Genomic DNA, 13,697 nt, shown 5'->3' on the forward strand with positions numbered 1-13,697 from the left:
CTCATTTCCTCGGGTCGAAGGCATCGCGGGCGGATTCGCCGATGAACACCAGCAGGCTGAGCATCAGTGCCAGCACGGCAAAAGCGCTCATGCCCAGCCAGGGCGCTTGCAGGTTGGACTTGCCCTGGGCCACCAGTTCACCCAGTGACGGCGCCCCCGGCGGCAGGCCGAAGCCGAGGAAGTCCAGGGCGGTCAGGGTGCCGATCGCGCCGGTGAGGATGAACGGCATGAAGGTCATGGTCGAGATCATCGCATTGGGCAGGATGTGCCGGTACATGATCGCGCCGTTCTGCATGCCCAGCGCCCGCGCCGCACGCACGTACTCCAGGTTGCGCCCGCGCAGGAACTCGGCGCGCACCACATCCACCAGGCTCATCCATGAGAACAGCAACATGATCCCCAGCAGCCACCAGAAGTTCGGTTGCACGAAGCTGGCGAGGATGATCAGCAGGTACAGCACCGGCAGCCCCGACCAGATTTCCAGGAAGCGCTGCCCGGCCAGGTCCACCCAGCCGCCGTAAAAACCCTGCAGGGCGCCGGCAATCACGCCGATGATCGAGCTGAGGATGGTCAGGGTCAGGGCAAACAGCACCGAGATACGGAAACCATAGATGACCCGTGCCAGCACGTCGCGGCCCTGGTCGTCGGTACCCAGCCAGTTCTGCGTCGACGGCGGGGCAGGGGCCGGGACCTTGAGGTCGTAGTTGATGCTCTGGTAGCTGAACGGGATCGGCGCCCACAGTACCAGGCTGTCCTTGGCCGCCAGCAACTCGCGGATGTACGGGCTCTTGTAGTTGGCCTCCAGCGGGAATTCGCCGCCAAAGGCGGTTTCCGGGTAGCGCTTGAGCGCCGGGAAGTACCATTGGCCGTCGTAACGCACCACCAGGGGCTTGTCGTTGGCGATCAGTTCGGCGCCCAGGCTCAGGCCGAACAGGATCAGGAACAGCCACAGCGACCACCAGCCACGGCGGTTGGCCTTGAAGCGCTCGAAGCGCCGGCGATTCAGAGGTGACAGGTTCATCTCAGTGCTCCCGGCTGTCGAAGTCGATGCGTGGGTCGACCAGGGTGTAGGTCAGGTCGCCGATCAGCTTCACCACCAGCCCGAGCAGGGTGAAGATGAACAGGGTGCCGAAGACCACCGGGTAGTCGCGGTTGATCGCTGCCTCGAAACTCATCAGGCCCAGGCCGTCGAGGGAGAAGATCACTTCGATCAGCAAGGAGCCGGTGAAGAAGATACCGATGAACGCCGAGGGAAAACCGGCGATCACCAGCAGCATGGCATTGCGGAACACATGACCGTAGAGCACGCGGTTGGGGCTCAGGCCCTTGGCCTTGGCGGTGACCACGTACTGCTTGTTGATCTCGTCGAGGAAGCTGTTTTTGGTCAGCAGGGTCATGGTTGCGAAGTTGCCGATCACCAGCGCAGTGACTGGCAGCGCCAGGTGCCAGAAGTAGTCGAGCAGCTTGCCGGTGGTGCTCAGCTCATCGAAGTTGTTCGACGTCAGGCCGCGCAACGGGAACCAGTCCAGGTAGCTGCCACCGGCGAACAGCACGATCAGCAGGATGGCGAACAGAAACGCCGGGATGGCGTAGCCGATGATGATCGCCGAGCTGGTCCAGACATCGAAGTGGCTGCCGTGACGGGTGGCCTTGGCGATCCCCAGGGGGATCGACACCAGGTACATGATCAGCGTGCTCCATAGCCCCAGGGAGATCGATACCGGCATTTTCTCGATGATCAGGTCGATGACCTTGGCGTCACGGAAGAAGCTGTCGCCAAAATCCAGGTGGGCGTAGTTCTTGATCATGATCCACAAGCGTTCCGGCGCCGGCTTGTCGAAGCCGTACATCTGCTCGATTTCCTTGATCAAGGCCGGGTCCAGGCCCTGGGCACCGCGGTAGTTGGAGCCGGCCACCGAAACTTCGGCGCCGCCACCGGCGATGCGGCTGGTGGCGCCCTCGAAGCCTTCGAGCTTGGCGATCATCTGCTCCACCGGGCCGCCCGGGGCGGCCTGGATGATGATGAAGTTGATGATCAGGATGCCCAGCAGGGTCGGGATGATCAGCAGCAAACGGCGAAAGATATAGGCCAGCATGCTATTTCGCCCCTTCGGCCGCTTGCGCTTCGGGCGCCGGGTTCAGCGGCACCACCGGCTCGACATCGGGCTTGATCCACCAGGTGTTGATACCGATGTCGTACTTGGGCGAAACCTTGGGGTGGCCGATGTGGTTCCAGTAGGCCACGCGCCAGGTCTTGATGTGCCAGTTGGGGATCACGTAGTAGCCCCATTGCAGCACCCGGTCCAGGGCGCGCGAGTGCTCGATCAGGCTCTGTCGCGAATCGGCGTTGATCAGCTGCTCTACCAGGGTGTCGATGGCCGGGTCCTTCAGGCCGATGAAGTTGCGGCTGCCGGGATTGTCGGCGGCGGCGCTCTGCCAGAACTCGCGTTGCTCGTTACCCGGGGAGTTGGACTGCGGGTAGCCGCCGACGATCATGTCGAAATCCCGCGAGCGCAGGCGGTTGATGTATTGCGAGACATCGACCCGGCGAATCACCAGGTCGATACCCAGGTCCGCCAGGTTGCGCTTGAACGGTAGCAGGATGCGCTCGAATTCTGTCTGTGCCAGGAGGAATTCGATGGATACCGGCTTGCCCTGGGCGTCGACCATCTTGTCGTCGACAATGCGCCAGCCGGCTTCCTGCAGCAGCTTGTAGGCCTTGCGCTGTTGTTCGCGGATCATGCCGCTGCCATCGGTGACCGGGTTGGCGAAGGCCTGGGTGAACACCTGATCGGGAATCTTGCCGCGCAGCGGTTCGAGAATCTTCAGTTCAGCGGCGTCGGGCAAGCCGCGGGCGGCCATGTCGGAGTTCTCGAAGTAGCTGCCGGTGCGGGTGTAGGCACCGTTGAACAGCTGCTTGTTGGTCCATTCGAAGTCCAGCAGCAGGCTCAGTGCTTCACGCACCCGGATATCCTGGAACAGCGGGCGGCGGATGTTGTAGACAAAGCCCTGCATGCCGGTCGGGTTGCCGTTGGGCAGCTCTTCGAGGATCAGGCGCTTGTGCCGCACTGCTGGCACGTCATAGGCAGTGGCCCAGCTCTTGGCTGCGGTTTCCAGGCGGTAGTCGAACTGGCCGGCCTTGAGTGCTTCGAGGGTGACCGCACTGTCGCGGTAGTAGTCGATGGTCATCTCGTCGAAGTTGTAGAAGCCGCGGTTGACCGCCAGGTCCTTGCCCCAGTAGTCCTTGACCCGCTCATAGCGGACCGAGCGCCCCGGCTTGACCTCGGCGACCTTGTACGGGCCGCTGCCCAGGGGGATTTCCAGGTTGCCCTTGGTGAATTCGCGGTTTTCCCACCAGTGCTTGGGCAATACCGGCAACTGGCCGAGGATCAGTGGCAGTTCGCGATTATTGCTGTGCTTGAACTTGAACAGCACCCGCTGCGGGTCTTCGGCGATCACTTCGGCGACATCGGCGTAGTAGCCGCGGTACAGCGGTGCGCCATGCTTGATCAAGGTGTTGAAGGTGAACACCACGTCGTCGGCCTGGATCGGCTGGCCGTCATGAAAACGTGCCTCGGGGCGCAGGTAGAAGCGCACCCAGCTGTTGTCCGGGGCTTTCTCGATCTTGCCGGCGACCAGGCCGTACTCGGTGAAAGGCTCATCCAGGCTCTGGGTCATCAGGGTGTCGTAGATCAGGCCGATGTCGTCGGCCGCTACGCCCTTGTTGATGAACGGGTTGAGGCTGTCAAAGCCGCCGAAACCGGCCTGGCGGAAGGTGCCGCCCTTGGGCGCGTCGGGGTTGACGTAGTCGAAGTGCTTGAAATTTGCCGGATACTTCGGCGCTTCATCGTAGAGGGTCAGGGCGTGTTGCGGTGCAGCCAGTGCCTGGCTGCCGAGGCAGGCCAGCAGCAGTGCGCAGGCCTTCAGGCGCAGGCGGGACATTGGCATCATTGGGCTTTCTCCGAAGGCTTGATCCACCAGCTGTTGAGCCCCAGGGTGTAGGGCGGCGTGGCCACAAAGGCAAAGCGATTGCGGTAGGCCAGGCGGTGGTTGTCGAGATACCAGTTGGGAATCATGTAGTACTGCCACAGCAATACCCGGTCCAGGGCGCGTGCCGCAGTCACCTGGTCCTCACGGCTCTGGGCGGCCAGCAGGGTGTCGAGCAGGTGATCGACCACCGGGTCTTTCACGCCAGCATAGTTCTTGCTGCCCTTGGTCGAGGCCTGGCTTGAATGGAAGTACAGCCATTGTTCAAGGCCCGGGCTCAGGGTCTGGTTCAGGGTCATCAGGATCATGTCGAAATCGAACTGGTCCAGGCGTTGTTTGTACTGGGCCCGGTCTACTGTGCGCAAGCGTGCTTCGACGCCAATGCTGGCAAGATTTTCGACATAAGGTTGCAGGATCCGTTCAAGGTTCGGATTGACCAGCAGCAGCTCCAGCTTCAAGGGTTGCCCGGCGCTGTTGAGCAGGCGCTGGCCGTTGAGCTTCCAGCCGGCCTGGCCGAGCAGGTCAAGGGCCTGGCGCAGGGTCTGGCGGTTGATACCGCGGCCGTCGGTGTGGCTGACCTTGTACGGCTCGGTGAACAGCGCCGCCGGCAATTGCTTGCGGTAGGGCGCCAGCAGTAGCCATTCCTTGCCCACCGGCAGGCCGCTGGCGGCGAGCTCGCTGTTGGGGTAATAGCTGCTGGCACGTTGGTAGGCACTGCTGAACAGGGTGCGGTTGGTCCATTCGAAGTCGAGCATCAACCCCAGCGCCTGGCGCACCCGCACATCGCTGAAGGTCGCGCGGCGGCTGTTCATGAACAGGCCTTGGGTCTGGGTCGGGATCTTGTGCGGGATCTGCGCCTTGATCACGTCGCCGCGGCGCACCGCCGGGAAGTTGTAGCCGTTGGCCCAGTTCTTCGCCTGGTGCTCGATGTAGATGTCGAACTCGCCGGCCTTGAAGGCTTCGAAGGCCACTGCGCTGTCACGGTAGAACTCGAATTCGACGCGGTCGACGTTGTACTTGCCGCGGTTGACCGCCAGGTCCTTGCCCCAGTAATCCTTCACCCGCTCGAACACCAGGCGCCGCCCAGGCTGGACCTGGGTGATGCGGTACGGGCCGCTGCCTAGCGGCGGCTCGAAGGTGGTGGCCTTGAAGTCGCGGCCCTTCCAGTAGTGCGCCGGCAGCACCGGCATCTCGCCCAGGCGCAGGATCAGCAGCGGGTTGCCTGCGCGCTTGAAGACGAAGCGGATACGTCGCGGGTTGAGAATGTCGACGCGCTTTACTTCCTGCAGGTTGGTCCGGTAGATCGGGTGACCTTCCTTGAGCAGGGTGCGGTAGGAGAACGCCACGTCGCTGGCGGTTATCGGCTTGCCGTCGTGAAAGCGCGCCTCGGGACGCAGGTTGAACACCACCCAGCTGCGGTCTTCGCTGTACTCGACCGAGCCTGCGATCAGGCCATAGCTGGACGTGGGCTCATCACCGGAGGGGTCGTACTGGCCGGTGCCGACCATCAGGGTTTCGTTCAGCTCGCTCACCCCGTACTGCAAGAAGTTCGGCGTGGTGACCGGGCTTGAGCCCTTGAAGGTATAGGGGTTGAGGGTGTCGAAGGTGCCAAATGCCATGGCCCGCAAGGTACCGCCCTTGGGCGCTTGCGGATTGACCCAGTCGAAGTGGGTGAATTTGGCTGGATACTTGAGCGTGCCGAACTGGGCGTAACCGTGGCTTTCGCTGATTGTTGCGCCCGCGGGAAAGCTCAAGGCCAGGCTGAGTGACAGCAACAGGAGGGGACGTATCAAGTCGAGATCCGATCCAGGCGGCTTGGGCTTTATTCCGGCTACAGTAACAGCTTGTATCGACTGGAAAAAGAGTGCCGCATGGGGCGCTGCAGGGCGCTCCGGTCAGTGACCGGAGCGCGGGCCTCAATGATTGAGGTAGACGGTCAGGGTCTGGCCCGGCTTGAGGGCGTGGCCGCTGCGTGGATTCCAGCGCTTGAGGTGCTGCATCTCGACGTTGAAGCGCTTGGCCACCAGGTACAGCGAGTCGCCTTTGCGCACCTTGTACTGGGTGGATTTTTTCTGGTTCTTTGCGCCAGCCGGCTGGGTACTCTGCATCACCAGGGTCTGGCCGGTCTTCAGGCGTTGGCCGGAGAGCTTGTTCCAGCGCTGCAGGTCTTTGACGCTGACCTTGTTGGCCTTGGCGATGCTGGCCAGGTTGTCGCCACGCTTGACCCGGTAGCGGCTGTTGCGGGTCGTGCTGGTGCGCGGTGCGGCTTCGGCCATGGCAGCTTCGAACACGGCTTTTTTCGGCTGCAGGGTCAGTAGCTCTTCAGGCTTCATGTTCGACAGCGAGGCGGTCAGCAGCTGTGCCTTGGCGGTCGGCACCAGCAACTGCTGCGGGCCGTCGACAGTCATGCGCTTCTTGAAGGCCGGGTTGAGCTGGAACAGCTCGTCTTCGTCGATTTCGGCCAGGGCGGCGACACGTGACAGATCGAGGCGGTCCTTGATCGCGACCGCTTCGAAGTACGGTTCGTTGGCAATCGGGTTAAGGTTGACGCCATAGGCCTGCGGTGTCATCACCACCTGCGACAGGGCCAGCAGCTTGGGCACGTAGTCGCGGGTTTCCTGCGGCAGCGGCAGGTTCCAGTAGTCAGTCGGCAGGCCGAGCTTCTCGTTGCGCTCGATGGCGCGGCTGACGGTGCCTTCGCCGGCGTTGTAGGCCGCCAGGGCCAGCAGCCAGTCGCCGTTGAACATGTCGTGCAGACGGGTCAGGTAGTCCAGCGCGGCGTTGGTCGAGGCGGTGATGTCGCGGCGGCCATCGTAGAAACGGGTCTGGCGCAGGTTGAAGTAACGCCCGGTGGATGGGATGAACTGCCACAGGCCTACCGCATGGGCCCGTGAATAGGCCATTGGGTTGTAGGCGCTTTCGATCGCTGGCAGCAGGGCCAGCTCCAGCGGCATGTTGCGCTCTTCGAGGCGTTCGACGATGTAATGGATGTACAGGCTGCCGCGGTCGCCGGCGTTTTCCAGGAACGAGGGGTTGCTGGCAAACCACAGGCGTTGCTGTTCGATGCGTGGGTTGACTGCAACGCCGTCCTGCAGCACGAAGCCCTGGCGCATGCGTTCCCAGACGTCCTGAGGCGCTTGCTCCACCGGTTTGACCGGTACGATCAGCGGTTTCTGCTTGGCCCGAGCCTGGTAGTTGTGCGCGCGAACGCTGTCGGATTCGTCGACTTGACGGGTGCTCTGGCAGCCCACAAGGGTGGCGGCCAGGGCCAGCGCACTGGCTTGGGCCAGGCGCGTCAGGGCGACGGAATTGAAGGTTCTGCGGCTAGTGGACGACATTGGCTGGGACAAAGTTCCGGGCAAAAATGTCGGGGGATTCTAGAAAGCGGCCCCTCAACGGTCAACCTTTCAGAACTTTCCGTCACCAACAGCGGCTGTTTAGAACCGATCTTTCCAAGCGCGCAACCCAGCAAAAACAGCACTTGGCGTGGGGTTTATCGGGCCATTCCGTTCGTCTAGTTTTTCTTTAACGGATGTTACGGAGGTCCGCAGAAAGGGGTTGGTGAGCTTTTCCAGGGCCAGGGTTGAAGGCAACGTGATGCGATCTTGTGATCTTAGCTCGGTAACGTCGGCGAAGCGTTGGGCAATGTGCGGGTTTTCAGGCTCGACGGCCTGGGCGAAGCGCAGGTTGCTCAAGGTATATTCGTGGGTGCAGTACACCAGGGTTTCGGCGGGCAGGGCGGCCAGGCGCTGCAGGGAATGGTGCATTTGCTCCGGTGTGCCTTCGAACAGGCGCCCGCATCCAGCGGCGAACAAGGTATCGCCACAGAACAGCACGGGCGTGGCTGTTTGCTGGCAATAATAGGCAATGTGTCCCAGGGTGTGTCCGGGGACGGCGATGACCTGGAAATCTAGGCCCAGAACGCGCACGCTGGCGTTGTCGTCCAGGGCCTGGTCACGACCGGGAATGCGTTCCTGGGCGGGGCCGTAGACGGTCGCGCCGGTCCGCGCCTTGAGCTGCTCGACGCCACCGACATGGTCGTGATGGTGGTGGGTGATGAGGATATCGCTCAGGTGCCAGCCGGGATGGCGTTCAAGCCAGGCCAGTACCGGTGCCGCATCGCCCGGATCGACCACCGCGCACCGCTGGCTGGCAGAATCTTGTAACAACCAGATGTAGTTATCGTTGAAAGCGGGCAGGGCATCGATCTGTATCATGGTGCGATTCGCCAAACGGTGGACATGGGTGCATCTTAGTAGCTATGTGCGCTGTCGAGAACCTTCAAGGGAGACTGCAATGACCGATCAAGCCTTCGCCCAGGCCGATCCGCAGTGGCTGGAGCTGATCAGCCAGGCCCGCGACTGGTTCGCCGGCCCCCTCGGGCAACTCATGCTCAAGGAGGAACAACGCCTGCTCGAAGAGGAGCTGGGGCGTTACTTCGGTGGTTACCTGGTGCACTACGGCCCCTGCGCCGAAGCGCCGCCCAAAGCCCCGCAGGTGCAGCGCAACGTGCGCTTGGGCGCGCCGCTGCCGGGGGTCGAGATCGTCTGTGAAGAACAGGCCTGGCCACTGAGCGAGCACGCCGCCGACGTTGTGGTGCTGCAGCACGGCCTGGACTTCAGCCTGTCGCCCCATGGCCTGTTGCGCGAGGCCGCCAGCAGTGTGCGTCCGGGCGGCCATCTGCTGATCGTCGGTATCAACCCCTGGAGCAGTTGGGGCATGCGTCGGGTGTTTGCCCATGATGCCCTGCGCAAGGCGCGCTGCATTTCCCCCTCAAGGGTCGGCGACTGGCTCAACCTGCTGGGCTTCGCGCTGGAGAAACGCCGCTTCGGGTGCTATCGTCCGCCGCTCGCATCCCCCGCCTGGCAACAGCGCCTGGCCGGCTGGGAGCGGGTTGCCGGTGGCTGGCAGAGTGCCGGTGGCGGCGTCTACCTGCTGGTGGCGCGCAAGATGGTGGTGGGGTTGCGACCCCTGCGTCTGGAGCGCCGCGAACCGATGGGCAAGCTGCTGCCGCTGCCGATGGCCAAGGTCAACCGGCGCCATTCCGAACCCTGAGTTCCGGGCCCCAAGGGCACGGGGTCAAATCATTGATGAAAAGGCTGTAAATGAGCGATAGCGTCGAGATCTTTACCGATGGCGCCTGCAAGGGTAACCCTGGCCCGGGTGGCTGGGGTGTGCTGATGGTCTGCAAGGGCGTCGAGAAGGAACTGTGGGGCGGCGAGCGCGACACCACCAATAACCGCATGGAATTGATGGCCGCGATCAAGGGCCTGGAAGCGCTCAAGCGTGAATGCGAAGTGCTGCTGGTGACCGACTCCCAGTACGTGATGAAAGGCATCACCGAGTGGATGGTCAACTGGAAGAAGCGTGGCTGGAAGACCGCCTCCAAAGAGCCGGTGAAGAACGCCGACCTCTGGCAATTGCTCGATGAGCAGGTGGGCCGGCACAAGGTCACCTGGAAGTGGGTGCGCGGGCACGTCGGCCATCATGGCAACGAGCGCGCCGACCAGTTGGCCAACCGCGGCGTTGACGAGGTCCGTAGTCTGCGTTGAGCACAGCGGCCGCCACTCACCCTTGAGCTGAGGTAGAATGGCCGGCTTTTCACCAGACTGTACGCGGCAGGAGACCCCCGGCGTGGAGATTCAGAACAACAGGTCGGTCGTCCTCGACACCGAAACCACCGGCATGCCGGTCACCGACGGCCACCGAATCATCGAGATCGGTGGTGTCGAGCTGATGGGCCGACGCTTGACCGGGCGACACTTCCACGTCTACCTGCAACCGGACCGTGAGAGCGATGAAGGCGCCATCGGCGTCCACGGCATCACCGATTCCTTCCTGCTCGACAAGCCGCGTTTCGCCGAGGTCGCCGATGAATTCTTCGAGTTCATCCAGGGCGCCCAGCTGATCATCCACAACGCGGCGTTCGACGTTGGCTTCATCAACAACGAGTTCGCCTTGCTCGGTCAGCGCGACCGCGCCGATATCACCCAGCACTGCACCATTCTCGACACCCTGATGCTGGCCCGATCCCGGCATCCGGGCCAGCGCAACAGCCTTGATGCCCTGTGCAAGCGCTACGGCGTCGACAACTCCGGCCGTGAGCTGCACGGCGCGCTGCTCGACTCGGAGCTGCTGGCCGACGTCTACCTGAACATGACCGGTGGCCAGACCAGCCTGTCGCTGGCCGGGCACGGTGCCGACGGCGAGGAGGAGGGGCAAGACAACCGCGCCAGCGAGATCCGCCGCCTGCCCGCCAGCCGACAGCCAGGGCGGATCATCCGCGCCAGCGAGCAAGAGCTCGAGCTGCACATGGCTCGCCTGGAGGCGATTGCCAAGTCCGCCGGTGGCCCGGCACTGTGGCAGCAACTGGCCGACGCAAACTGAGGCAATTTGCCGCGCAGAGGCGCTGGCGACCTTCTACCCTGAGTTGACGCAGCTGTCACTCGGAGGAAGCGCCCGCCCATGTACAAGGACCTCAAGTTTCCCGTCCTGATCGTGCATCGCGACATCAAGGCCGATACGGTCGCCGGCGAGCGTGTCCGCGGTATTGCCCAGGAGCTGGCCCAGGACGGTCTCACCATCCTGCCGGCGATCGACTACGCCGAAGCTCGTCTGGTCGCCTCGACCCACCATGGCCTTGCCTGCATGCTGGTTGCCGCCGAAGGCGCAGGCGAAAACACCCATTTGCTGCAGAACATGGTCGATCTGATTCGCTTGGCCCGGGTGCGTGCCCCGCACTTGCCGATCTTCGCCCTTGGCGAGCAGGTGACGCTGGAAAACGCCCCCGCCGATGTGATGAGCGAGCTGAACCAGCTGCGCGGCATTCTTTACCTGTTCGAAGACACCGTGCCGTTTCTCGCCCGGCAAGTGGCACGGGCGGCGCACAGCTACCTGGATGGACTGCTGCCACCGTTCTTCAAGGCCCTGGTGCAACACACCGCGCAATCGAATTATTCATGGCATACGCCCGGTCATGGCGGTGGCGTGGCCTACCGCAAAAGTCCGGTCGGCCAGGCCTTCCATCAGTTCTTCGGGGAAAATACCCTGCGTTCGGATTTGTCGGTGTCGGTGCCCGAGCTCGGTTCGCTGCTCGACCACACCGGCCCCCTGGCCGCCGCCGAGGCCCGCGCGGCAAAAAACTTTGGCGCTGACCATACCTTCTTCGTGATCAACGGTACCTCGACGGCCAACAAGATCGTCTGGCATTCGATGGTCGGCCGTGATGACCTGGTGCTGGTCGACCGCAACTGTCACAAATCGGTGGTGCACGCGATCATCATGACCGGGGCCATCCCCTTGTACCTGTGCCCGGAGCGCAACGAGCTGGGCATCATCGGGCCAATCCCGCTGAGTGAATTCAGCCCGGCGTCGATCCACGCCAAGATTCAGGCCAACCCCCTGGCCCGGGGCCGGCCGGCCAAGGTCAAGCTGGCGGTGGTGACCAACTCCACTTACGACGGGCTGTGCTACAACGCCGAACTGATCAAGCAGGAACTGGGCAACAGTGTCGAGGTGCTGCATTTTGACGAGGCCTGGTACGCCTACGCGGCGTTCCACGAATTCTTCCGCGGGCGTTACGCCATGGGTACTTCGCGCAGTGCCGGCAGCCCGCTGGTGTTCAGCACCCATTCCACCCATAAGCTGTTGGCAGCCTTCAGCCAGGCGTCGATGATTCATGTGCAGGACGGTGGCGCCCGGCAGCTGGACCGCGACCGCTTCAACGAAGCCTTCATGATGCATATCTCCACCTCGCCGCAGTACAGCATCCTTGCCTCGCTGGATGTGTCTTCGGCGATGATGGAAGGCCCGGCCGGGCGCTCCCTGCTACAGGAAATGTTTGATGAGGCGCTGAGCTTTCGCCGGGCCATGGCCAAACTGCGCGAGCATATGGACAAGGACGACTGGTGGTTCAGCATCTGGCAGCCGCCGCTGGAGGAGGGCGTACGCCGGGTAGCGACCGAGGACTGGCTGTTGCAGCCGCAGGCCGACTGGCATGGCTTTGGCGATGTCAGTGATGATTACGTGCTGCTCGACCCGATCAAGGTCACCCTGGTGATGCCGGGGCTCAGCGCCGGCGGAGCCTTGAGCGAACACGGCATTCCAGCGGCAGTGGTCAGCAAGTTTCTCTGGGAGCGCGGCCTGGTGGTGGAGAAGACCGGGTTGTATACCTTTCTGGTGCTGTTCTCGATGGGCATCACCAAGGGCAAATGGAGCACGCTGCTGACCGAGTTGCTCGAGTTCAAGCGCAACTACGACGCCAATACCAGCCTGGTCGAAAGCCTGCCGTGCATCGCTCAGCTCGATCCGCTGCGCTATCAGGGCCTGGGCCTGCGGGACCTGTGCGACCAACTGCACGCCTGCTACCGCAGCAATGCCATCGCCAAGCAGCTCAAGCGCCTGTTTACCCGCTTGCCGGAAGTGGTGATCAAACCCGCCGATGCCTATGACCGGATGGTGCGCGGGGAGGTCGAGGCGGTGCCGATCGGGCAGTTGCTCGGGCGCATCGCCGCAGTCATGCTGGTGCCCTATCCGCCGGGAATTCCGTTGATCATGCCGGGGGAGCGGTTTACCGAGGCGACCCGCTCGATCATCGATTACCTGGCGTTTGCCGCCGCCTTCGACAGCGGCTTTCCCGGCTTTGTCGCCGATGTGCATGGGTTGCAGCACGAAACGACTGCGCAGGGGCGGATCTATACCGTCGATTGCATCAAGGTGTGAGCACGGTCAGGGAATGCGGATGATTTCCACGCCGCTTTGCACCAGCTCGAAGCGATCCTCACCCAGATGATTGACCCGGTCGCCGATTGCCAGCTTATAGGTGGTAACCGGCAGGGCTGCGCCACTACCGTCGGCCTGCAGGGTGGCTTCCTGGAACTCATGAACGGGATAGATGCGGCCCTCTGCGTCCCGTGCATGAAACTGTCCGACCAGTACTGCTGTCATTTACCGTGCAACCTCTGAAGAAATAGGGATCTGTCAGGCATAGACCACTGTTTTGCCTGGTAAGTTTTGCCCGAACGGAAAAAAACTTCAGACCCCGGCGGGATCATCTATACCTACAACTCCCTTTCTTCTTCACGTCAGGAAATTGCCATGAGCCAGGTGTATTCAGTCGCCGTTGTCGTCGGCAGCTTGCGCAAGGAGTCCCTCAACCGCAAGGTCGCCCGTGCGCTGGCGGAGCTCGCGCCGTCCAACCTCAAACTGCACAGTGTCGAAATCGGCGAGCTGGCCTTGTACAACGAGGATATCGATGCCAATCCGCCCCAGGCCTACAAGACCTTTCGCGAGCAGATTCGCAGCAGTGATGCGGTACTGTTCGTCACCCCGGAATACAACCGATCGGTGCCGGGGGTGTTGAAGAACGCCATCGATGTGGGCTCGCGGCCCTATGGCCAGAGCGCCTGGAACGGCAAGCCGGGGGCGGTGATCAGTGTGTCGCCCGGTGCGGTGGGCGGCTTCGGCGCCAACCATCATCTGCGCCAGTCGCTGGTGTTCCTCGATGTGCCGTGTATGCAGCAGCCGGAGGCGTATATCGCAGGGGCGGCAACGCTGTTCGATGAGCACGGCAAACTGTCGGAGAAGACCCGGCCGTTCTTGCAGGCCTTTATCGACAAATTTGCCGTGTGGGTCGAGCGGCATCAGAAGTGAGGCAGCTAATCGCGGTGCAAGCCCGCTCCTGCCTGTAGGAGCGGGCTTGCACCGCGAGG

Annotated in this window: 12 protein-coding genes; 5 read left to right on the forward strand and 7 right to left on the reverse strand. The window is 62.7% G+C overall.

From position 1 onward, the window contains the following. Window position 1: 1 nt before the first annotated feature. The 6 genes from PspR32_RS08690 to gloB all read right to left on the reverse strand — a co-directional run bounded on the left by PspR32_RS08690 (window position 2) and on the right by gloB (window position 8,204). Window positions 2-1,021 (reverse strand): ABC transporter permease, encoded by a 1,020-nt coding sequence (locus PspR32_RS08690; RefSeq protein ID WP_010224362.1) that lies wholly within the window; start codon window positions 1,019-1,021, stop codon window positions 2-4. 1 nt (window position 1,022) lies between these two features. Next, complete coding sequence (locus PspR32_RS08695) at window positions 1,023-2,096, reverse strand: microcin C ABC transporter permease YejB (protein WP_010224360.1); 1,074 nt, start codon at window positions 2,094-2,096, stop codon at window positions 1,023-1,025. A gap of 1 nt (window position 2,097) precedes the next feature. Then, complete coding sequence (locus PspR32_RS08700) at window positions 2,098-3,951, reverse strand: extracellular solute-binding protein (RefSeq protein ID WP_026001399.1); 1,854 nt, start codon at window positions 3,949-3,951, stop codon at window positions 2,098-2,100. Continuing rightward, the gene (locus PspR32_RS08705; protein WP_050990027.1) at window positions 3,948-5,777 is read right to left on the reverse strand and encodes an extracellular solute-binding protein; all 1,830 of its coding nucleotides are present in this window, start codon (window positions 5,775-5,777) and stop codon (window positions 3,948-3,950) included. The genes PspR32_RS08700 and PspR32_RS08705 overlap by 4 nt, the downstream gene beginning before the upstream one ends. Window positions 5,778-5,903: 126 nt before the next feature. Further along, window positions 5,904-7,325 (reverse strand): transglycosylase SLT domain-containing protein, encoded by a 1,422-nt coding sequence (locus tag PspR32_RS08710; RefSeq protein WP_010224354.1) that lies wholly within the window; start codon window positions 7,323-7,325, stop codon window positions 5,904-5,906. 99 nt (window positions 7,326-7,424) lie between these two features. Further along, window positions 7,425-8,204, reverse strand: coding sequence for a hydroxyacylglutathione hydrolase (gene gloB / locus PspR32_RS08715; RefSeq protein ID WP_010224352.1), 780 nt, complete (start codon window positions 8,202-8,204; stop codon window positions 7,425-7,427). Between the two features lie 79 nt (window positions 8,205-8,283). Between gloB and PspR32_RS08720 the strand changes: the two genes are divergently transcribed. The 4 genes from PspR32_RS08720 to PspR32_RS08735 all read left to right on the forward strand — a co-directional run bounded on the left by PspR32_RS08720 (window position 8,284) and on the right by PspR32_RS08735 (window position 12,708). Further along, window positions 8,284-9,042, forward strand: a complete 759-nt coding sequence (locus tag PspR32_RS08720) for a class I SAM-dependent methyltransferase (RefSeq protein ID WP_010224350.1) — start codon at window positions 8,284-8,286, stop codon at window positions 9,040-9,042. Between the two features lie 50 nt (window positions 9,043-9,092). Further along, window positions 9,093-9,539, forward strand: coding sequence for a ribonuclease HI (rnhA, locus tag PspR32_RS08725; RefSeq protein WP_010224348.1), 447 nt, complete (start codon window positions 9,093-9,095; stop codon window positions 9,537-9,539). Between the two features lie 37 nt (window positions 9,540-9,576). Continuing rightward, entirely contained in the window at window positions 9,577-10,374 is a 798-nt protein-coding gene (dnaQ, locus tag PspR32_RS08730; RefSeq protein ID WP_081492822.1) for a DNA polymerase III subunit epsilon, read from the forward strand. A gap of 78 nt (window positions 10,375-10,452) precedes the next feature. Further along, window positions 10,453-12,708: an Orn/Lys/Arg decarboxylase N-terminal domain-containing protein gene (locus tag PspR32_RS08735; RefSeq protein WP_010224344.1), complete on the forward strand. Its 2,256-nt coding sequence runs from the start codon at window positions 10,453-10,455 to the stop codon at window positions 12,706-12,708. Window positions 12,709-12,714: 6 nt separating this feature from the next. Here PspR32_RS08735 and PspR32_RS08740 read toward each other — a convergent pair whose 3' ends face one another. Then, on the reverse strand, window positions 12,715-12,933 hold the full coding sequence (locus PspR32_RS08740; protein WP_010224343.1) for a hypothetical protein: 219 nt from the start codon (window positions 12,931-12,933) through the stop codon (window positions 12,715-12,717). 150 nt (window positions 12,934-13,083) lie between these two features. On the opposite strand from PspR32_RS08740, the gene PspR32_RS08745 reads away from it, so the two are divergent. After that, window positions 13,084-13,638, forward strand: a complete 555-nt coding sequence (locus PspR32_RS08745; protein ID WP_010224342.1) for an NADPH-dependent FMN reductase — start codon at window positions 13,084-13,086, stop codon at window positions 13,636-13,638. Window positions 13,639-13,697 lie beyond the last annotated feature (59 nt).

Source organism: Pseudomonas sp. R32, assembly GCF_009866705.1.
In the GTDB taxonomy this organism is placed as follows: domain Bacteria; phylum Pseudomonadota; class Gammaproteobacteria; order Pseudomonadales; family Pseudomonadaceae; genus Aquipseudomonas; species Aquipseudomonas donghuensis.